The organism is Roseateles sp. Mitsp63, assembly GCF_059491535.1.
Genome location: NZ_CP168509.1, coordinates 3,499,405 through 3,520,507 on the forward strand (window position 1 = coordinate 3,499,405; position 21,103 = coordinate 3,520,507).

The window sequence follows — 21,103 nt, forward strand, 5'->3', positions numbered from 1 at the left end:
AGGCTGGATCATGGTGGATGCGGTATCTCGGGCGAAGCCCGGCATTGTCCTCGGAAGCTGCGCCGGTCAGCCGTGGCCGGACGGCGGGTCCAGCCACTGGAGCCCCAGCTGCTCGCCGATGTGCGTCTGCAGCGCGCCCAGCGACACCGGCTTGGTCAGGAACACGTTCACGCCGGCCCGCAGGCAGGCGGCGCGGTGCTCGGCCGTGGCGGTCGCAGAGATGGCGATCACCGGCACCGTCGCCATCTCGGCGTTGCGGCGCAGCTGCCGCGTCGCCTCGATGCCATCCATCGCCGGCATCATGCTGTCCATCAGGATCAGGTCCGGGCGGAACCGGCTCACGGCCGCCGCGAGCTCGGCGCCGTCACCCGCCTGGTCCACCTGGAAGCCGGCGTCGGACAGGAAGTCGCACAGCAGCGCGCGGTTGGCCGGCACGTCGTCGACGACCAGCACCCGCCGCGGCGCGCCGAGGTAGCGCGGCACGCCGGCCGCCGCGCGCGGCGTGGCGCCGGTCTCGGCGTCGGTGGGCGTCAGCGGCAGGTCCAGATGGAAGCGGGTGCCGGCGCCCAGCGCGCTGCTCACCGTCACCCGGCCGCCCATGTCGTTCACCAGCGCGCGGGTGATCGCCAGGCCCAGGCCGGTGCCGCCGGCGCGCCGCTGCGAGCTGCCGACCTGCACGAAGGGCTCGAAGATGCGGTCCAGGTCCTCCGGCCGCATGCCGATGCCGGTGTCCTCGATGTCCAGGCGCAGCGGCACCTGTCCGCCGTCGAGCGGACCCGCGCCGGCGCGCAGCGTGACGGTGCCGGTGTCGGTGAACTTGATGGCGTTGCCCAGCAGGTTCAGCAGCACCTGGCGCAGCCGGCGCGCGTCCGTCAGCACGGCCGGCGGCAGCGCGCCGGCGGCGTCGAACACGAAGGCCAGCCGCTTCTCCTCCGCCTTGACGCGCATGAGGTTCACGACCGATCGCAGCAGTTCCGGCAGGTCCACCGGCGCGAGCGTCAGGTCGGTGCGGCCGGCCTCGATGCGGGCCAGGTCCAGGATGTCGTTGATCAGCGCCAGCAGGTGGAGCCCGCTCTGCTGGATGGTCTCCAGGCCGCGCGCCTGGCGGGCGCTCAGCCCGCCTTCCATGGTCAGCAGCTGCGCGTAGCCGAGCACGCCGTTGAGCGGCGTGCGCAGCTCGTGGCTCATGCCGGCGAGGAACTCGCTCTTGGCCCGATTGGCCGCCTCGGCCGCATGGCGCGCGGCGCGCTCGGTCTCGAGCAGGCCCTGGTGGTGGTCGGGCGCCGCCTCGCGCGTGCGCTCCTGCGCATCCAGCTTGGACAGGATGCCCCGCACCTGGCCTTCGACCACCGTCGTGCCCAGGCCGAGCACCTTGGAGATCTCGTCGTACGCGTTGCCCTGGGCGATGAAGCGCAGCAGGCCGATCTCCGCGGGCGTGAGGGTGTCCACGGCGATCTGCTCGGCCAGCTCGTAGGAGGTCTCGGAGGGCAGCGCGACGCGGCCGGCATGCACGGCGCGGATGGCGTCCAGCAGCTCCTTGTGCAGCGCGTTCTTCAGCAGGTAGCCCAGCGCGCCGGCCCGCAGCGCCTGTTGCGCCTGGACGTCGTCGACATAGGTGGTGAGGACGATGATGCGCGCGTCCGGGAACTCGGCGCGGATCGCCGCGATCGCGTCGAGCCCGCCCAGGCCCGGCATCTGCAGGTCCATCAGCGTGACGTCGGGGCGGTGGGCGCGGAACTGCTCGATCGCCTCGCGGCCGTTGGAGGCCTCGGCGACCAGCGCCATGTCGGGCTCCACCGACAGCAGGGTCGCGATCCCCTGGCGCACGATGGGATGGTCATCGACGCAGAGCACCTGGATGCGGGTTGGATCTTCAATCATTGGACGATCTCCCGGGTGGCGGGACTCTTGAACGGAAACCATGACCGGGCCTGCGGAAAGGGACTATAAGCCCGCGCCGCCGGCACGCTGAGTTCCACCTCCGTGCCCGCGCCCGCGCCGCTGCGGACCGTGAGCCGGCCGCCGAGGAGCTCGGCCCGCTCCCGCATCCCGCTGAGCCCGAAATGTCCCTCCTTGCCCGCCTGCAGGATCGCCGGATCGATGCCCTGGCCGTCGTCCCGCACCCGCACCCGCAGCTGCCGCGGGTCATGGCGGATCTCCACGTCGACCTGCGCCGCCCCGGCGTGATGGAAGGCGTTGCGCAGCGCCTCGCCGGCGATGAAGAAGGCCTCGTCGCGCACGCCCGGGTCCAGCATCCGGGGCGCCCCCTGGACCTCGACGTGCGCTGAAGCGGCCCGCCCGCATTCCCGCGCGAGCGTCGCCGCGAACTCGCGCAGCGCCTGCGCGAGGTCGTTCGCCGCGCTGGCCGCGGAGCGCAGGCCCTGCACCGTGTCGCGTCCCTCGGTGATGGCCTCGGCGACCTGGTCGATGGCCACGCTCAGGACCTGCCGGGACTCGCGCGGCCGGTCGGGCAGCAGGTTGCAGGCGGCCTGGAACTGCAGCAGCACCCCGTTGAAGCGCTGCAGCAGCGTGTCGTGCAGATCGCGGGCGATGCGCGTGCGTTCGGCCACGCGCGCCTCGAGCGTCGCCTCGAACTGCCGGCGCTCGCGGCGGATGCGCAGGCGCATCCAGAGCTGGAAGGCGCTCCAGGCCAGCGCGAGCAGCAGCGCCAGCGCCAGCAGCCGGAACCAGGCGGTCTGGTGGAAGGCCGGTTCGATCGAGAACGCGAGCTGCGCGCCGTCCTCGTTCCAGATCCCGCTGTTGTTGGCCGCCTTCACGCGGAAGCGGTAGGCGCCGGGCGGCAGGTTGGTGTAGCTCGCCTGGCGCCGGTCGACGACCGCCTGCCAGTCGGTGTCGTGACCGTCCAGCCGGTAGCGGAAGCGCGTGTTCTTCGGATCGACCAGGCTCAGGGCGGCGAACTCGATGGTCAGGTCGCGCACCTGCGGCGGCAGGCGCAGGCCGGGCGCGACGGCGTAGGACTTGTGGTCGGCCACCAGCGATTCGATGCGGACCGGCGGCGGCAGCGGGTTGAAGGGCAGGTGCGCCGGGTCCAGCAGCTGGATGTCGGTGCCCGAGGCCAGCCAGAGCCGGCCGTCGCGCGCCTTGGCCACGGGCGGATTGAAGTAGGCGGCCGTCAGCGCCAGCAGCGGCACGCCGTCCGAGCCGCCCCAGGCCTTGGGCGTGACGCGGTGCCGCGGGTCGGTCTCCCACGCGGCCAGGTCGTCGCGCTGGATCCGGATCAGCCCGCAGGCCGTGTACAGCCACATCGCCCCGTCGTCATCGACGATGGACCAGTGGATGGTGTTGCAGGGCAGGCCCTCGCCCGTGGTGAGCGTGCTGACGCGGCCGTCCTTGATCCGGCTCAGTCCGCCTTCCTCGGTGGCGGCCCAGACCGTGCCGTCCGCATCCACGCGCAGGCCCGCGACATGGCCGCTGCCCAGTCCGTCCGCGACGCCGTAGGCGGCCAGGATCTTGCCGTCCTTGACGCGCATCACCCCGCCGTCCTGCCAGAAGGCCATCCACAGGCCGCCCCGGTCGGCGGCGATGACCTTGGCCTGCTGCCGGCGGCCGAAGGCGGACCAGGGCAGGGTCTCGACGAAGCGCCCCTGGCGCAGCCGGATCAGGCCTTCGTTGCCCGACAGCCAGAGATTGCCCGCGTCGTCCCCCGTCATCGAGTAGATCTCCTTGGCCGGCACGCCGTCGACGCGGGAGAAGCGGTCGGCCGGCGGGCGCGCGGACGGGGGCGAGGACGCGCGCGATGCCGGCGGGGGCGCCAGGTAGGCCAGTCCGCGCGCCGTGCTCGCCCAGAGCACGCCCTCGTGGTCCTCGTACAGCGACTGCACGCGCAGGTCCGGCAGGCCCTGCGCCTCCTTGTAGACGGCCACGCCGCCATCCTTCCAGCGGGCCAGGCCGTCGTCGGTGGCCACCCAGACGCTGCCGTCCCGCGTGGCCAGCACGGACCGCGTCGCCTCATGGGGCAGGCCCTGCGCCTTGGACAGCGAGGTCACGGGCAGCTTGCGGAAGCGGTCCACGCCCTTGTCGCTGCCGAACCAGATGTTCCCCTCGCGATCCTCGAAAAGACTGCACGCGATGTTGCCCGACAGGCCGTCGGCACGGGTGAACGCGTCGGTCCGGCCGTCGCGCATGTGCAGCAGCCCCTGGCCTTCGGTGCCGATCCACAGGCCGCCGTCGCGGTCCCGCAGCAGCTTGTTGGACTTGATGTCGTGATCGGACAGGAGCGCCGCGGCGCCCGTGGCGCTTCGCAGCGGGTAGGGCACGAGGCGGTCCCCGGCCGGGCGCCTGAGCCCCGCGCCGCGGATGCCGGCCAGCAGCTCGCCGTCGGGAGTCAGGCTCAGGTCGCCCAGGCGCGCGCCGGGCGTGTCGATGCGCCGCGGCGTGCCGGGCCGCCATTGCCAGAGGCCGGATTCGGCGCCGGCCCACAAGGTCCCCGACCGGTCCTGCGCCAGGCTCCACACGAACAGGCCGAAGCCGCCGTGCGCGTCCTCGCAGCGCGCCCGTCCGCCCCGGATGGCGCACAGCTGGCCGGGGGTGGAGAACAGGCCGGCCCAGACCGTGCCCTCGCTGTCCTCCATCAAGGACGTGATGAGCCAGCCATCGGTCTCCGGGTAGCGGGTCAGCTGGCTGCCGTTCCAGCTGACCAGGCCGTTGAAGGTGCCGATCCAGAGCGTGCCGTCGCGCGAGACCAGCAGGGAGTAGGGATTGCTCGGCAGCGCGGGGCCCTTAGGGGGCTGCCAGGGCACGAACCGGAGACCGTCGAAGCGGAACAGCCCGTAGGAGCCGCCCACCCACAGGTAGCCGTCATGCGTCTGCGCGAAGGCGAAGACCAGGCCGAGTTGCGCGCCGTCCCGTGCGGTCCACGAGGCATGGGCGTACTGGCTGATCTGGGGAGCGGTCTGCGGCGGCGCCTCGGGGGCCGGGGCCGGCCAGCCCAGGCGCCATGTCCCGCCCAGGAGCAGGCACAGGATCAGCAGCTTGGCGCACCAGCCGGGCAGGCGACTCACGGGCACTCCTTCGCCGCTCTTGGGCGTTGGCGGCATGCCGCGAATATCTCATTGACGCCGCACCAAGTCGTCACCGCGAATGGGCGGACGGCAGGAAGCCCCTCACAACACCAGCCAGGCCACCAGGGGTGCGCACACGGCCAGGAAGGGCAGGCTGATGCGATGGAAGGTCCCCAGCGCGCCCGGCACGCGCGCCAGCCGCAGCGCGATGAGGTTGGCCATCGAGCCCGCCACGAAGCCGAAACCGCCGACGTTCACCGCGACCGCGAGCACGGCGGCGTTGGGGACCGCGTCGGCCAGCACCAGCGTGGCCGGCACGTTGCTGATCACCTGGGACGCGCCGATGGCGGTCAGGTAGGCGGTGAGCGGCTGGTCCAGCGGCAGCGCGCGCAGCAGCCCGGCCACCTGCGGCAGGGCCGCGAGCTGGTGCAGGACCACGAACATCAGCGCGAAGGTCGCCAGCAGCGCCCAGTCCAGCTTCAGCAGCACCTGGCGGTGCCACAGCGCGTAGATCGCCAGGACCACCGCCAGCGCCGGCGCCCAGTGGTGCAGCTCGAGCGCCAGCACGAAGCCGACGAACAGCGCGCCGGACAGCGCGAGCAGCCCGGGCCGGGTCGGCGACCGGTGCGTGTCCGCCGCGAGCGTGATCGGCGCGCGCGGCATCGTGATCAGGATGGTGGCCAGCAGCAGCGCCAGCATCACGCCCACCGAGGGCGCCATCATCGCGATGAAGCCGCCGAAGGATTCGCCGGACTTGTGCCAGAGGTACAGGTTCTGCGGATTGCCGATCGGCGTCAGCGACGATCCGGCATTGACCGCCAGCGCTTCCAGCGCGACGAGGCGGGCCAGCGGCAGATGCGCCTGCGCGGCCAGCTCGCGGGTCAGCGGCACCAGCAGGAACAGGCTGACGTCGTTGGTGACCAGCGCGGCCAGCGCCGCGGCGACGGCGCACAGCAGCAGGGCGAGCTGGCGGGCGCTGCCGGTGCGCGCCAGCAGCGCCCGCGCGGCGGACTGCAGCACGCCGCTGCGTTCCACGCCCTGGGTGATGGCCAGCAGGCCGGTCAACGCCCCCATCGTCTGCCAGTCGATCAGGCCCAGCCACTCGCGCGGCGGCATCGGCCGCAGCACCGCGAAGACGGCGGCCGCGAACAGCAGGAACCACAGCAGCTTGTTGCCGCCGGGGCCCAGGTCATGGTCGCCCGGCGCGCCGGCCGGGGAGGACACGGAGGTCGAAGGGGAAGCCGGGGAAGATGGGGAAGACGGGGGCGTTGACATCGTCATGAATCGTCGCAGGGATCAGAGAGGAGGGCGGCGGGGCACGGCAAGCAGGGTACCGGGTCGCCACTGCGCCGCCAGCGCGGCGCCGACATGTGGCGGGAAGCGGACGATTGTCCGGTCTGACAGCAGCAGGCCATGCAGGTCGCCGCGATCGTTGAACAGCAGCCGCTCGATGCGGCCGCTCGCCGTCAGCTCGCCCAGCGCGCGAGGGGGGCGGCGCGCCGGGCCGGCGCCGGGCTGCGGCGGCCGGTCCGTCCTTCTCAAGACCCGTGCCAGCGCGAGCGCCCAATGAAATCAACGGCTTGCGATCTCCGGCTGGGGCTCCGGCGGATGAAACGCGGACAGCGGGTGTCCGGATCGGAGACAGATCCGGCGCCGCGCGGCGGCAGGTGCGGCCGGGCTGACTATCATCCCGCTCCTCGTCTCCCACCACGCGCTGCGCGGCGCCCGATGACCTCCCTGCGAAGCCAGCTGACGCTGTTCTGGATCCTGCTTCTGGCGACCTGTGGCGCGCTCGCGGTGGCGATGACCGTGCTGTACCGGTCGAGCGCCGGCGCGCAGATCGCCGCCAGCCAGGCCGCGACCGAAGCGGCCTGCGAGTCGCTGGCCGAGCGCTACCGGCGATCGGTGAGCACCGATGCGGCGGCGGCCGGCCGGGTGGACCTGTTGCAGGTGCTGCTCCACCTGGTGCTGGTCGAGGCGCCACAGCTGGAAGGCGGCGTCTGGCGCGTGGGCGAGGGCAATCTGGCCTACGCCTATCCCACCTACGAGGGCAGCGGCGAGAAGCGCGACCTGCCCGCCGCCGAGCAGCCGCTGATCGCCGAGATGAGCGCGCAGGCGGCCCGGGCGGGCCAGCTCAAGACCGACGTGGTGCGCGGCCGCCGCGAGGCCATCGTGATCACCGCCTGCCCGCTGGCGGCGCAAGGCGCGCCGCTCGCCGCCTGGACGATGACGCGCGCCAGCGGCAACGCGCTGGCCGCGCAGGGGTCGCTGCGGGCCGGCCTGGGGGTGCTGCTGGCGCTGGTGCTCGGATCCGCCGCCTGGCTCGGCTGGCTGCTGCGGCGGGGACTCACGCAGGTCGGGGCGCTGCAGGCGCGGCTCGGCCAGGCGGAGGTGGCGGACGCGGAGATGCCGGAACTGGCGCGCACCGGCGTGCGCGAGCTGGACCGCGTGGTCGACGGCTTCAACCGCTTCCGGATCCGGTTCGGCCAGGCCCAGGCCCGCATCCGCGAGTCCGAACTGCAGCGCGGGCGCGACCAGCGCCTGGCGACGCTGGGGCGGATGTCCGGCGCGATCGCGCATGAGATCCGTCATCCGATCGCGGCGATGCGGCTCAAGGCGGAGAACGCGCTGGCCGGGCCGCCCGAGCGGCAGGCCGATGCCCTGCGCGCCATCGTCGGCCAGGTGGACCGGCTGGAGGGCCTGGTCAGAAGCCTGCTCGGCCTGGTGCAGCCCATCACGGTGCAATGGCAGCCGGTGCCGCTCAGGGCCTGGCTGGAGCAGCGCCTGGCCGCCGCGCCGCGCGTCGATGGCGAGCCGCCCCGGCTGTCCCTGGCGGTCGAGGCGCCGGACGCGGCCTGCTTCGATCCGGTCCATCTGGCCCGCGCCGTCGACAACCTGATCGACAACGCCATGCGGCACGCCGCGCCCGGGGGACAGGTCGTGCTGCGCGCCGCCGCCAGCGCGGGCGGCCCCTTGCTGCTGCAGGTGGACGATGACGGCGACGGCGTGCCGCCGGCGCTGCGTCCAGCGCTGTTCGAGCCCTTCGCGAGCGGCCGCGCCGATGGCACCGGGCTGGGCCTGGCGCTGGCGCGGGAAGTGGCCTTCGCGCACGGCGGCGACCTGCGTCACGTGCCCTTGCCGCGAGGCACCCGCTTCGAGCTGGAGATCCCGTGGCGCGCGTCCTGATCGTCGACGATGACGTGGCCTTCCGCGAAGCGCTCGCGGAGACGGTGGCCTCGCTCGGCCACGAGCCCGAGGAGGTGTCCCGCGGCGCGCAGGCGGTGACGCTGCTCGAGCGCGAGCATTACGACGTCGTGCTGCTCGACCAGCGCATGCCCGGCATGGATGGGCTGGGCGTCCTGCAGGCGCTGCAGGCGCAGGGACCGGGCGGGCCGCCCGTGGTCATGCTCACCGCGCATGCGAGCCCCGGCAACACCATCGAGGCGATGCGCCTGGGCGCCTTCGATCACCTGCCCAAGCCGATCACGCGCGACGCGGTCCGTGAGGTGCTCGAGCGGGCCTTGCTCGCCGCGGCGCCGGCGTCGGGGGACAGTCCCGCGTCCAGGGCCGGCAGTGCCGGCAGTGCCGACACCGCGGTGGGCTTCGTCGGCGACAGCCCCGCGATGCGCGACGTGCACAAGCGCATCGGCCTGGCCGCCGCGAGCGCGATGCCGGTGCTCGTGCTGGGCGAGACCGGCACCGGCAAGGAGATGGTGGCGCGCGCGCTGCACCGGCATTCCAGCCGGGCGCACAAGCCCTTCGTGGCCGTGAACTGCGCGGCGATCCCGTCGGAGCTGCTGGAGAGCGAGCTGTTCGGGCATGTGCGCGGCGCCTTCACCGGCGCGGCCACGGACCGCCCCGGCTGCTTCCGCGCGGCGGACGGCGGCGTGCTGCTGCTCGACGAGATCGGCGACATGGCGATGGAGACCCAGGCCAAGATCCTGCGGGCGCTGCAGGAGGGCGAGGTGACACCGGTCGGCGCGGCGCGGCCGCTGCGCGTGGATGTGCGGGTGGTCGCCGCGACGCACAAGGACCTGGCGGAGGCGGTGCGCGACGGCTGCTTCCGCGAGGACCTGCGCTACCGGCTCGACGTGCTGCCGATCCGCATCCCGCCGCTGCGCGAGCGGGTCGAGGACATCCTGCCGCTGGCCGCGCACTTCCTGCGCGCGGCGGCGGGGCCAGCGCCGGCCAAAGTCCTGTCGTCCGGGGCCGGGCAGGCGCTGCTGGCCCATCGCTGGCCGGGCAACGTGCGCGAGCTGCGCAACGCGATGGAGCGCTGCCATGCGCTCGGCCGCCAGCAAGTGCTGTCGGCGCGGGACATCGAGGCGCACCTGGAAGCCGGGCCGCCGGCGACGGACGCGCCGGACGCCGCGCCGCAGGCCTGGCTCGATGGCGAGCTGCCCGCCGCGGTCGAGCAACTGGAGCGCGTGATGATCCGGCGCGCGCTGGACCAGTCGCGCGGGAACCGGGCGGAGGCCGCGCGGCGGCTGGGCATTCATCGGCAGCTGCTGTATCGCAAGCTGCGGCAGTACGGGTTGGAGTAGCAGGGGAGGCAATGAATCCAGGGGTTCAACAGGAGGAGGCCGCGGCCATGGGGTCGGTCAATGGGTCGGTCAATGGGTCGGCCACCGGGACGGCCATGGGGCCGGGGGTGACGCGGCGGCGGTTCTGCGGTCTGGCGGCGGCGATGTCGCCCATCGCGGCATGGCCGCAGGGGCGGGCCGCGGCGGCGGACGAGGTCCCGCTGCAGATTCCGCTGGCGCTGTCGGAGGCGTTGGATCCGCAATTCGTGACGCCGCTGCTGCGGCTCATCGAACAGCCGGCCCGCGTCCGCTGGACGCTCCTGCCAGTGCCGTTCAGCCGCTTGCTGATGATGGTCGAGCAGGGCGAGGCCATGGGTTTCGGCGCCAGTCCGACCGACGCGCGCGCGGCGCGCTGGCGCTTCTCGACGCAGGTGTTCCGCGGCGCGGTCTGGGCGGTGAGCCGGCGCGGGCACGCGATCGACGCGCGCCGGCTGGAGGACCTGCGCGGGCTGTCGGTGTGCACGTCCCGCCAGGCCAGCTACGGCGCGGAGCTGGACGACGCGGCGGGCCGTCCCTTCCGCACCGAGTACGTGGCCGGCGGGCTCGCCCAGCGGCTGCGCACCTTCCAGGCCGGCCGCTGCGACGTGCTGCTGGTGACCGGCCGCAATGCCTCGGCCGCCGCGATGCGCGACCGCCTGCGCGCGGCGGGCGCCGACGCGCAGGCGCTGGTCATCGGCGAGCGGCCGCTGGTGGAGGAAGGCGTGCACTTCGCCGTCGCGAAGGACAGCCGCTTCGCCGGCGTGATGCCGCGCCTGGACGCGGCCATCGAGGCGCGGCGGGTGCGCATCGGCCAGATGGCCCGCGAGTAGCGCGGCGAATGGCCCGGCGAGTAGCGCGGGCCATCGCCCGTCAGCGCGCCAGCTCGGCGATGGCGGCCGGCGTCAGCGCCCCGCTGTAGATCCGCAGGTCCTGCATGCGCCCCTTGAAGAACGGGTCGCCCCCGTACTGCGAGCGGCCCAGCCAGGTCTGCGTCGTCTGGCCGAACTGGTTCGGCGCCATCCAGATGCCGTCATGGCTGCCGGCCGGCGCGCCGTCGACGTAGATCGTGCCGACGGTGCCCGCCAGCGTCACGGCCACATGCACCCAGCGGCCGGCGGGCAGGGCGGGCGCGGCCAGCGGCTGCTCGGTCCAGAACTGGTTGCGCGAGGCCAGCACGCGCATCTGGTTCGGCGTGCCGCCGTCGCGCGGGGTCAGGGCAAGGTAGGCCACGTCGTTCGAGCCGAAATCGAAGATCCGCGTGTTGACCGCGCTGGTCTCCCAGTACACCCACACGGCGAGCGTGAAGTCGCCGAGCGTCGAGACGGCGCCATCGGGCAGGCGCACGTGCCCATCGCGGCCGTCGAGCGCCACGGCGTTGCCGCCATTGCGCCCCGTCCCCCAACTTGCGCCGCCCACCAGTTGGCCGTGAAGTCCCCGGCCGCTCACGTCGTTGACATTGCCGTTGAGCGGCAGGTGCAGCCACAGCTCGCCCGGCACGGCCACGCGGGCGGTCTCCGCGCCAACGCGCTCACCGAGCGGCGTGACGGCACTGATGCGGTAGAACCAGGTGCCCTGCCCAGGGGCGTCCGTGTACGTGCGGGGATCCACGACCGTGGCCACCGTCGTGAACAGGCCGTTGGCGGCATTCGACCGCTGGACCAGGTATTGCGTGGCGTCGGCGCAGCCCCACCACGAGAGCTGCACCTTGGCATCGCTGAGGTGGGCGCTCAGGCCGGAAGGCCGGGCGGGGGCCGCGGGGGCCCGAACGAAGAACAGCGTGCCCAGGCCCACGCAGTCACCGCCATCGCTTCGCTCCGGCCGGACCTGGTCGACCATCGCCTGGGTCCAGGGCGCCGACAGCCCCTTGCGGCCGACGTAGTGGTTGAGGATCAGCTCCCAGCACGGGCGCCGGCTGCCGCTGCCGGCCGCCGCGGTGCCCACGCCCCAGACCCCGTTGTAGGGCGCGAACGGCATCACGTAAGGCGTGCCGTTGGCGTCGCTGAGGTTGGTCTTGGCGACGTACTCCGCCCCCGCCAGCAGCCGGTTGTTCCAAAGGCCGTAGAGGTCCTCGCCCTGGTTCCAGGCCATCTCGCAAAGCATGCCCGCCAGCGCGATCCCGAGGGTCGAGTGCCCCTGATCCCGGTGGCTTTCCTGCCACTGGCCCAGGTAGCCGGGATGCAGGTAGTAGACGCTGTTGCTGATCGCGCCGTTGCCGCGGCCCGTCTTGTAGTAACGCACGGCTTCCGCGGCGATGTCGGGACGCTCGCAGGCCACGCCGATGGCATACATGCCACACAGGTTGGCCAAGTCCCAGTTGGCCCAGTAATGGGTGACCTTTCGCCGCTCGGTCCCGTTGTGGTTGGTCAGGAAATCATGGCAGCGCGAGTAGAAGACCTTGAGCAGCATGTCCTGGAACCGTGCGACGTCGTCCTTCGCCCAGCCCTCGTAGCTGCGCATGATCTCCGCCGCGTTGGCCCACTGGTTGCCATACAGCCCCGAGGCCAGGAACAGGTTGGAGTTGCCGCCGAGGTCCTTCAGCGTGACCGCCCAGGCGTTGAGGAACTTCACGGCGTCGTTGGCGTAGGCCGTGTCTCCAGTGATCTTCCAACGAACCGCCAGGTGATAGGCGCGCATCATGTCGACGATCATGGCGCCGTAGTTCTCGCCGTCGCCCCCCCGGATGACGAGCGGGAGCGGTTTCGGCGTGGCGCCCAGATCGGATCTGCGCGCGCCCAGGAACTGGTTCCACCCGCCCAGCCATGGCTGCAGCCCCGCGGCGACCTTGTCGTGCATCCGCTGGAAATCGGCCTTGGTGTGCAGTAGCGCGGGCGCAAGCGCTGGCGCCGGTGCGGGCGCCGGTGCGGGTGCCGGTGCGGGTGCCGGCGTGGGTGCCGGTGTGGGTGCCGGCGTGGGTGCCGGCGTGGGTGCCGGCGTGGGTGCCGGCGTGGGTGCCGGCGTGGGTGCCGGCGTGGGTGCCGGCGTGGGCGCCGGCGTGGGCGCCGGCGTGGGCGCCGTAGGCGGCACGGGCGCTGGCGCTGGGACGGGTGCAGGCGGCGCACCCGGAGGCGCGGCCGGCGGATCGGCTTCTGGCGGCGATGGGATGACGAATTCCGGCTCGCCCTTGCCTGAGGCGGTGCCCACCACGGGCGTGCCGGCTTCGCTGTTGGGGCCGCCGCCGCATCCCGGGATCAGCGGCAGCACGGGCAGCAGGCCCGCGCCGAAGGTCAACAGGCGGCGCCGGGGATCGGGCGCTCCGTCGATCGTTGCCGATTCAACCGCGGGCTTCGTCATCTTGACTGCTTCAACCATCACACTGCTCCAACGACTTCAATTACTTCAACTACTTCAACTGCTTGACTGCTTCAACGCGCCGGCGTGAGCCGCACCATGATCACGCCGTGCGGCGCGACGGTGCCGCCGTAGCCCTTGCTTACGCCCTTGGCGACGCGCTTGCTCCACAGGTCCGTCACGTCGGCCTTGCGATCGGCGGGCCACTGGAGCAGGCTCCAGTCCACGCGCATGTCGGCCGGCGCGCGGCCGCGGTTGAAGAGCACCACGGCGTGATCGCCGTCCTTGAGCGGGCGGGCCCAGATCTCGAGCTCGCCCTGCTTCCACAGGCGCTGTCCCTGCCGGCCCAGCGGATCCTGGTCGACGGCGATGACGTCGGCGTTGGTCAGGATGCGGCGCGTGTCCGCGTCCATCTTCGACAGGTCGTTGCCGGCGATCAGCGGCGCGGCCAGCATGGCCCACAGCGAGAAGTGCGACTCGTACTCGGTGGTGCTCATGCCGCCGTTGCCGACCTCCAGCATGTCGGGGTCGTTCCAGCCGTTGGGGCCGGCGTGCGGCGCGCGTTCGACCTGCATGTCGAGGATGTCGGTCATGCCGTGCGACCAGTCCTTCTTGCCCTCCCAGGCGTCGAAGATGTCGCCCGTGGTGCGCCACAGATGGCCCACCACCGGGCCCCAGCGTTCGGGATGGTCGGTACCCCATTCGCAGATGGACAGCACGATGTCGCGGCCCGACTCGCGCAGCGCCTTGGCCATGATGGTGTAGGCCGCCTCGGCGTTGCGGGGGCCGGTGTGGCACCAGTCGTACTTCAGATAGTCGACGCCCCAGCGGGCGTACTGGCGCGCGTCCTGGAACTCGTGGCCGGCGCTGCCGGGACGTCCGCCGCAGGTCAGCGAGCCGGCGTCGGAATAGAGGCCGAACTTGAGGCCCTTGCCGTGGACGTAGTCGGCCAGCGCCTTGATGCCCGACGGGAAGCGGTCGGGATCGGCCTGGATGTTGCCGTCGGCGTCACGGCTCTTCTGCCAGCAGTCGTCGATGACGATGTAGCGGTAGCCGGCGTCCTTCATGCCGGAGGCCGCCATCGCGTCGGCCTGCTGGCGGATCAACTGCTCGCTGACGTTGCAACCGAACTTGTTCCAGGAGTTCCAGCCCATCGGCGGTGTCGGTGCGATGGCGGGCTTGGGCGCGTCGAGCTTCAGGGTCTCGTGGGCCTGCGCGGGGGCCATGGCCGCGCCAGCGAGCAGCGCGATCAGGGCCAGGGCCGGCACGGCGCGTCGGAGGAGGGAATGCATCAGGAAGGTCCTTGAGTGGATTCAGGAAAGAGAGCGGGGTCTTCAGCGTCCGTAGCGGCGGCCCGCCGAGGCAAGCGGCCAGTCGTCGGTGCGCAGCGGCGGCAGCGGCAGGCCGTCGCCGCCGACGATGTTGGCTTCGCTCGGGTTGTCGACCCAGGCATAGCGCGCCGCCACCGGCGCGGCGACCGCGCTGCTGCCCAGCACGATGCGATCGCCGTCGAAGCGGGCCTGCGCGGGCGCCCAGCGGCGGTCGGCGCCGGCCACGTAGAAGCCGCGCAGCGGCTCGCCGGCGCGCGCGGTGCGCAGGCCACCCTCGGTGCGGTCGAAGCGCAGCTCGAACTCCGCGCTGCGGGCCTGGCTGCCGGTCAGGCGCGGGCCCGAGGCCGGCGCGGCGCGCAGGCCCAGCTCATGCATCGCGACGGCGGCCAGGCGCTCGCCGACGGTGCGCTTGTTGCGCGGATGGATGTCGACCGCGTCGCCGACGTCGATCGCCGTCGCCATGCCGGTATGCGGCAGCACGAGCGCGGCCGCCTGGCTGGCGCGCAGTTCAGCCCAGCCGTTGCCGTCGGGGCGGTTGTCGGCCAGCGGCCGCCACGCGGCCAGTTGCACGAACAGGAAGGGCAGGTCGGCGTCGCCGAACTGCTGGCGCCAGTCCTGGATGAGGCGCTTGAAGCCGTCGGCATAGGCCGCCGCGCGGCCGGAGTTCTCCTCGCCCTGGTACCAGAGGACGCCCCGCACCGACAGGCCTTGGAGCGGCGCGATCAGGCCGTTGTGGCCCAGCGCCGGCGCGTTGTTGGCGACCGGGCCGGCCGCCGGCGCGAGCTTCTCGACGCGGGCGCGCCAGGCGCCGGCCAGCGTCACGGCGCCGGCCGCCGTGTCCAGGCGCAGGTCGGCGGCATCGCCGTGGATGCCGCCCCCGCCGCCGGTGTCGGTCACGCGCACGGCGATCCAGTTGGCGCCCGCGCGCAGCGTGCCGGCGGGCACGGCATAGCGGCGGGACAGTTCCCAGCCGCATTGGCCGCCGACGCGCTGGCCGTTGATCCAGACCTCGTCGCAGTCGTCGACCTTGGCCAGATGCAGCTCGGCCGCGCCGGCCGCCTGCGCCGCGGTCAGCTCGACGCGCTTGCGCATCCACACGATGCCGTCGACGTCGGCCAGCCCCTGGCCTTCCCACAGGCCGGGCGCCTGCAGCGTGGGCCACTTCAGGTCGAGGTCGGCGGCGGCGCTCCAGCCGGAGGCGTCCACGCGCTCCAGCGGCAGGCCCGGCTGCCAGGCCGCCACGCGCCGCTGCAGGCGCTGGCCGAGCGCGGCGCTGAAGGCGGCGTTGTCCTCGGGCAGCGCCCGCACGGCGGGCGCGAGGTCCGCGTCGCGCAGGGCGGCGGCGCGGCTCATCCAGGTCTCCAGCATGGAGCCGCCCCAGGCCGTGTCGATCAGGCCGATGGGGATGCCCTGCACCGCCTGCATGCGGCGCGCGAAGTGATAGCCGACGGCGCTGAACCCGCCCACGCCGCCGGGCTCGGCGACGACCCAGGGCGCCGGCGCGATCTCCGCCTCCGGCCGCACGCTGGCCCGCTGCGGCACGCGCAGGTGGCGCAGCCGCGCGTCCTGCGGCGAGGCCACCTCCTGCGGCCCGGTGTCGGTCTGCGCCAGCGGCCACTCCATGTTGGACTGCCCGCCCAGCAGCCAGACGTCGCCGATCAGGACGTCCTCCAGCGTGACCGTCTGGTCGCCGGTCACCTGCAGCCGGTGCGGGCCGCCGGCCGGCAACGGGTCCATCTGCACGCGCCAGCGGCCGTCCGCGCCGGCGCGGGTGGAGGCCTGGCGGCCGCCCAGCGTCACGGTCAGCGACTGGCCCGGCGTGGCCTGGCCCCAGACCCGCAAGGGGCGGTCGCGCTGCAGCACCATGTGCTCGCCGAAAACCTCGGACAGGCGCACGTCGGCCTGGGCGGTCGCGGCCACCAGGGCCAGCATCAGGGGAAGAGCGGTTTTCTTCATGGAGGAAGGGCAGGGGAATCGACAGGCACTGCCAGGGCCTGGCCCTGGTAGCGCACGGTGCGGGTCTGCTCGACCCGGTCGGGGGTGGCCATCAGGCGCACGCGCAGCTCGCGACGCGCGACCAGGCCGGGGAAGCGTCCCTGGCGGGCGCCGATGTGCAGCGTGCGGCGGGCATCGTCCCAGCGCAGCGCGACGGTGGCGCGCTCGCCGCGCTCGTAGCGGTAGGTCTCGCCGTCGTCCTCGTACAGGACGAAGCGGCCGTCGGCGCCGGGGTAGACGCGGATCTCCCACGGCGCGCCGGCGTCCTGGCCGGTGTGCTCGACGACGGGCCCCATCGGCACGATGGCGCCGCCACGCACGAACAGCGGGAACTCGTCCAGCGCGTAGGCGCGCGCGACACGGCCACCGCCCGCGTGGCGCTGACCGGTCCAGAAGTCGAACCAGTCGCAGCCGGCGGGCAGCAGCGTTTCCTGGTTGCGATCCAGCCGGCCTTGCAGCTCGGCCAGCTCGCGCGCCTGGCCCGGCGTGCGCCACGCCAGCCGCAGCAGCCGGCCGCGTGTCTCCTGGAAATAGTCGATGCGCAGCTTCAGGCGCTGCCCCGCGCGCAGCGTCAGGCGATAGCCCTTGAAGCGCGGCGGGCCCAGGTTCCAGTCGTCCACGACGAGCTCGTCCTCCAGCCACAGCCGGAAGCCGTCGTCGCCCTCGAGGCCGATCTCATGCTCGCCGCTCTCGGCGGCGATGAGCTCGCCGGTCCAGCGCGCCGAGAAGCGCATCAGCCCGTTCAGTCCCGGCGGCACGCTGCCCAGCGGCGGATCGGGCCAGCGATGCTCGATCACCGTGTCGACGGTGCGGCTCGCGGGCTTCTCGAAGTTCATGCCGTCGAAGTACTCGAGCAGCAGGCCGCCCTGGCCGTCCGGCGTGCGCAACTGCGCCGGCGGCACGGTCGCGGGCGGCGGCAGCACGGCATGGAACATCGGCCGCGTGATCGGCTGCACCAGGAAGGCCGGCCCGAACATGTAGGTGTCGTCGACCTTGCGCAGCGCGGTCTGGTCCGGGAAGTCCATCGCCAGGCCGCGCATCATCAGATAGCCCTCCTGCGTGGCGCGCCAGGCGAGGCTGTAGAGGTAGGGGAGCAGCTGGTAGCGCAGCTCGGCGGCGCGGCGCAGCGAGGCGTACAGCGCCGGATCCAGCGTCTTGAACAGATAGGGCTCGCGCTCGACCGAGGTGCCGTGGATGCGGTAGATCGGATTGAAGATGCCGAACTGGTTCCAGCGCGCGTAGAGCTCGCGCCAGGCCGGGTTGCGCTCCCCGCCGGCGAAGTTCACGAAGAAGCCGCCGGTGTCCTGCGACCAGTAGGGCAGTCCGGCCATCGCGACGTTCAACCCGCCGGCGATCTGCGCGCGCAGCGAGGCCCAGCTGGATTCCGTGTCGCCGGACCAGGGCAGGGCGGCGTAGCGCTGCTGGCCGGCCCAGGCCGAGCGCGTCAGCGTGAACACGCGCCGGCCCGACGGCCCCGCGGCGCGCTGCCCTTCGTAGACGCCGCGCGTCGTCAGCAGGCTGTAGACGTTCAGGTAGCGCGTGAAGTCGCCCATCGCGTTGCGGCCCAGGCGCTTGATGTCGGCCTCGACCTCGGCCGGATCGTGCGCCGCGCCGCCGACCTCGACCTCGGTGCCATCCATCCACAGCGCGTCCACGCCGGCGTCCAGCAGGCCTTGCTTCACGTGCTTGAAGTAGATGCGGCGTCCGGTGGCGCTGAACGCGTCGTAGATGCGCGCGCGCTTGGAGATCCAGTGCAGCGGCTCGAAGCGCAGGCGCTGCGTGTCGAGCTCGCGCGCCAGCGCCGTGTCGTTGCCCACCGAGGGCCAGATCGACACCATCAGCCGCGTGTGCAGCGGCCCGTGCAGCTCGCGCGTCATGGCGGCCGGATCGGGGAAGCGCTCCCTGTCCCAGACCATGCCGCTCCATTTGCCGTCCCAGACGCCGTCCTGCTCGCCGCCCCAGTACTGCCAGTCCTGCACGATGTAGTCGAGCGGGAAGCCGTCGGCGCGGAAGTGCCGCGCCACGTCCAGCAACTGCTGCTGGGTCTGGTAGCGCTCCTTGCTCATGAACAGCCCGAACGCGGCCTTGGGGAACATCGGCGCGGCGCCGGTCAACTGCCGGTAGCCGGCGATCACGCCGTCCATGTCGCCGCCGGCGACGACGTAGTAGTCGGCCCCGGCAGGCGCGCTCTCGGCGCGGAAGGTGGCGCCGTCCGGCCCGTCGCGGAAGTGCATCTTCGAGTAGACGTCCCACAGCAGGCCCCAGCGGCGCGTCGACACCATGAACGGCACGACGATGCCGATGTTGGTCTGCACCATCAGGACCTCGCGGCCGCGGTAGTCCATGTAGGGCTCGTTGTACTGGCCCAGGCCGTACAGCGACTCGTCCGGCGTGAGGCTGAAATGCTGCGCGAGCGCGTAGCTGGGAACGCCGGCGATCTCGACCTGCGCCAGCTCCGTGGGCGCGTCGCCGCGCTCGCGCGTCAGCAGCCGGCCGTCGCCGTCCAGGAAGCTCAGCGCGCCGCTGCGCTTGTCGACGCGGACCTGCATCCCCGGGCCGATGAGGATGAGGCTGTCCGCCTGATCGCGCACCTCCACGGCGACCGGCCGGGGCCTGGCCACGACCACCAGGCTGGGCTGCGCCGTGTGCGCCACGCCCAGGTGGGCGGCGATGCGCACCAGGCCCGGACCGTAGAACAGGACGGCCTTGGTCAGGCCGTCGAGGCGGAACTGCACGCCCTCGGCGACACGCCGCCAGCGGAAGCCGTCCTGCGGGCCGTCCAGCGGCAGCGCGCTCAGTTGCCCGGCCGCGTCGAGCGCGGAAGGCAGCGGCGCGGTGCCCGCCGTGCCCGCGGCGCTCGAGGCCGCGGCCAGGGGGCCGGCCGCGGTCAGCGCCATCAGCCCGAACACATCACGGCGTCTCATCTCAGCGCATCCTCCCGTTCATCGGCCGCGGCGGGCGCCGGCCCTCAAGGCGCCGGTTCCAGCATCACGGCGGCCCCGCCCGCGGCGGCCAGCGCCAGGGTCAACGCATCCGCGTTCGTCACGTCCCGCACGCTGCGCCGGACCTCGCGCACGACCTCGCCGTCCTGCCAGATCGTCGCGCGCCAGCGCCCCGGCGGCAGGAAGCCGAGCTTGACCGTCTCGACGCGCGCGCGGTCGGCCGTCATCGCGCCGATGAACCAGGTCTTGCCGCTGCGCCGCGCCAGCACGATGTCCTGACCGGGCTCGCCATCGATGAAGCGCGTCTCGTCCCAGGCCGTGGGCACGCGGCGCACGAAGTCGAAACCCGGCTCGCCGCGGTAGTTGGACGGATCGTCGGAGACCATCTGCAGCGGGCTGTCGTAGACCACGTACATGGCCAGCGCCTGGCCGCGCGTGGTCTGCGTCTGCGGCATCACGGCGTGCACCTCGAAGGACTGCGGCGTGGCGTTGCGGAAGCCGCCCGGCGTGTAGTCCATCGGCCCGGCCAGCATGCGGGTGTAGGGCAGCGTCAGGTTGTGCTGGGGCGTGATGCGCCGGTCCATCTTGTTCCACTCGGCGCCCAGCACGCCTTCCTGCGTGATGAAGTTGGGATGGCTGCGCTGCAGGCCGGCGGGCACGTAGGCGCCGTGCAGGTCCAGCAGCAGGTGGCGCCTGGCGGTGGCCTCGGCCAGGCGCTGGTAGAAGGCCACCATGTCCTGGTCGTCGCGGTTCATGAAGTCGACCTTGATGCCCTTGATGCCCCAGCGCGCGTAGGTGTCGAGCACCTCGTCCATGCGCGGCGCCAGGTGCTCCCAGTGCACCCACAGCAGCAGCCCGACGCCCTTGCCGGCGGCGTAGCGCACCAGGGCCGGCATGTCGATGCCGTCGGCCGCCCGCGTGATGTCGGTGCCGGGCAGCGCGTCGCAGCACGCGCCAGTGCCGAAGGCCCAGCCGGCGTCCATCAGGTGGTAGGGGAAGCCCGATTCCGCCGCGAAGTCGATGAAGCGCTTGTACGCGGCCAGGTCGGGCTTCACGCCCTCGAGCGGGCCCGACCACCAGTCCCACGAGACCTTGCCCGGCTTGACCCAGCTGAAGTCGCCGCGCGGCGCCGGGTTGAGGTTGCCCACCAGGTGCGACTCGATCAGCTGGCCGGCGCGGTCCGCCATCATGACGGCGCGCCAGGCGGTCGTCAGGCCGGCCGCCGAGACGTAGGCGGCGCCTTCGCGCTTGGGCACGGCGGACAGGCGGACCTGCAGCGCCGCGCCGTCACGCCACAGCGAGGCGCCGGTGTAGCCCTCCAGGTGGGCCTGCGTGATGGCGTAGTGCGTGCGGCCCGACGGCGTGGCGCAGACCACCGGCACGTCGTAGCCCTCGTCGCGCTTGAGCTGCGAGATCCGCAGCCGCTCGAACGGCCGTTCATGCGCGCCTTCCACCGGGGTGACGAGGCAGGCCGGATCGCCCGCCGGCACGAAGGCCGTGCGCTCGGCGCGCACGCGCACCGGGTCCTTGCCCTCGAGCCGGTAGCGGAAGGCCACCCCGTCGTCATAGGCGCGCGCATCGATGAAGAGCCGCCGGCCGCTGCCCGCCTCGCGGAAGGCCAGGGTCGCGCCGAGGTAGTGATCGCGCGCCGTGGCCGCCTTGGTGGCCACGAGCGGGATGACGCGGTCTTCCCGCGTGTCCTGGCGCGATTCCAGCGTCAGCGCGCCCAGCGGCGGCTGGCCGTCCAGCTCCAGCCCCAGCGCCGAGTCGGCGATGACCGTCTCGCCATGGCGGCTGATGCTGAAGCGGCTGGCGTCGTCGGCGACGCGCAGCGTGATGCGCCCGTCGGGCGAGGAGAGCAGGGCGTCCGCCGCCTGGGCGCCGGAGGCGGCCAGCGCCAGGACGGCCACGCCGATGCGAGTGACGCGGGTGATGCGGCTGATGCGAGTGATGGTCTTCATGCG

Annotated in this window: 12 protein-coding genes; 3 read left to right on the plus strand and 9 right to left on the minus strand. The window is 72.9% G+C overall.

The genetic code is table 11. The annotated features are described in order from the left end of the window. Positions 1-66: 66 nt before the first annotated feature. The 4 genes from ACEN96_RS15400 to ACEN96_RS15415 all read right to left on the minus strand — a co-directional run bounded on the left by ACEN96_RS15400 (position 67) and on the right by ACEN96_RS15415 (position 6,563). On the minus strand, positions 67-1,881 hold the full coding sequence (locus tag ACEN96_RS15400; RefSeq protein ID WP_495583965.1) for a response regulator: 1,815 nt from the start codon (positions 1,879-1,881) through the stop codon (positions 67-69). Continuing rightward, a complete protein-coding gene (locus ACEN96_RS15405) occupies positions 1,878-5,021 on the minus strand; it encodes a sensor histidine kinase (protein WP_495583966.1) in 3,144 nt (1,047 codons plus the stop codon). Before ACEN96_RS15405 ends, ACEN96_RS15400 begins: the two co-directional genes overlap by 4 nt. Positions 5,022-5,123: 102 nt before the next feature. After that, entirely contained in the window at positions 5,124-6,245 is a 1,122-nt protein-coding gene (locus ACEN96_RS15410; protein ID WP_495583967.1) for an SLC13 family permease, read from the minus strand. A 72-nt stretch (positions 6,246-6,317) separates the two neighbouring features. Then, on the minus strand, positions 6,318-6,563 hold the full coding sequence (locus ACEN96_RS15415; RefSeq protein WP_495583968.1) for a hypothetical protein: 246 nt from the start codon (positions 6,561-6,563) through the stop codon (positions 6,318-6,320). Positions 6,564-6,749: 186 nt separating this feature from the next. Here ACEN96_RS15415 and ACEN96_RS15420 point away from each other — a divergent pair, with 186 nt between their 5' ends. From ACEN96_RS15420 to ACEN96_RS15430, 3 genes are read left to right on the plus strand one after another with little or no spacing between them, the layout of a single operon-like run. Next, on the plus strand, positions 6,750-8,207 hold the full coding sequence (locus ACEN96_RS15420) for a sensor histidine kinase (RefSeq protein WP_495583969.1): 1,458 nt from the start codon (positions 6,750-6,752) through the stop codon (positions 8,205-8,207). After that, complete coding sequence (locus ACEN96_RS15425; RefSeq protein ID WP_495583970.1) at positions 8,192-9,565, plus strand: sigma-54-dependent transcriptional regulator; 1,374 nt, start codon at positions 8,192-8,194, stop codon at positions 9,563-9,565. Before ACEN96_RS15420 ends, ACEN96_RS15425 begins: the two co-directional genes overlap by 16 nt. A 47-nt stretch (positions 9,566-9,612) precedes the next feature. Next, positions 9,613-10,413: a substrate-binding periplasmic protein gene (locus ACEN96_RS15430; RefSeq protein ID WP_495583971.1), complete on the plus strand. Its 801-nt coding sequence runs from the start codon at positions 9,613-9,615 to the stop codon at positions 10,411-10,413. Positions 10,414-10,453: 40 nt separating this feature from the next. On the opposite strand, the gene ACEN96_RS15435 is transcribed toward ACEN96_RS15430, so the two are convergent. The 5 genes from ACEN96_RS15435 to ACEN96_RS15455 all read right to left on the minus strand — a co-directional run bounded on the left by ACEN96_RS15435 (position 10,454) and on the right by ACEN96_RS15455 (position 21,100). Further along, positions 10,454-12,874: a LamG-like jellyroll fold domain-containing protein gene (locus ACEN96_RS15435; protein WP_495583972.1), complete on the minus strand. Its 2,421-nt coding sequence runs from the start codon at positions 12,872-12,874 to the stop codon at positions 10,454-10,456. Positions 12,875-12,945: 71 nt separating this feature from the next. Beyond that, positions 12,946-14,163: a glycoside hydrolase family 27 protein gene (locus ACEN96_RS15440; protein WP_495583973.1), complete on the minus strand. Its 1,218-nt coding sequence runs from the start codon at positions 14,161-14,163 to the stop codon at positions 12,946-12,948. A 42-nt stretch (positions 14,164-14,205) separates the two neighbouring features. Further along, positions 14,206-16,158 (minus strand): sialate O-acetylesterase, encoded by a 1,953-nt coding sequence (locus tag ACEN96_RS15445; protein ID WP_495583974.1) that lies wholly within the window; start codon positions 16,156-16,158, stop codon positions 14,206-14,208. Continuing rightward, the gene (locus ACEN96_RS15450; RefSeq protein WP_495583975.1) at positions 16,155-19,121 is read right to left on the minus strand and encodes a glycoside hydrolase family 31 protein; all 2,967 of its coding nucleotides are present in this window, start codon (positions 19,119-19,121) and stop codon (positions 16,155-16,157) included. The genes ACEN96_RS15445 and ACEN96_RS15450 overlap by 4 nt, the downstream gene beginning before the upstream one ends. Before the next feature lie 44 nt (positions 19,122-19,165). Further along, positions 19,166-21,100, minus strand: a complete 1,935-nt coding sequence (locus tag ACEN96_RS15455; protein ID WP_495583976.1) for a glycoside hydrolase family 97 protein — start codon at positions 21,098-21,100, stop codon at positions 19,166-19,168. Between the last annotated feature and the right edge of the window lie 3 nt (positions 21,101-21,103).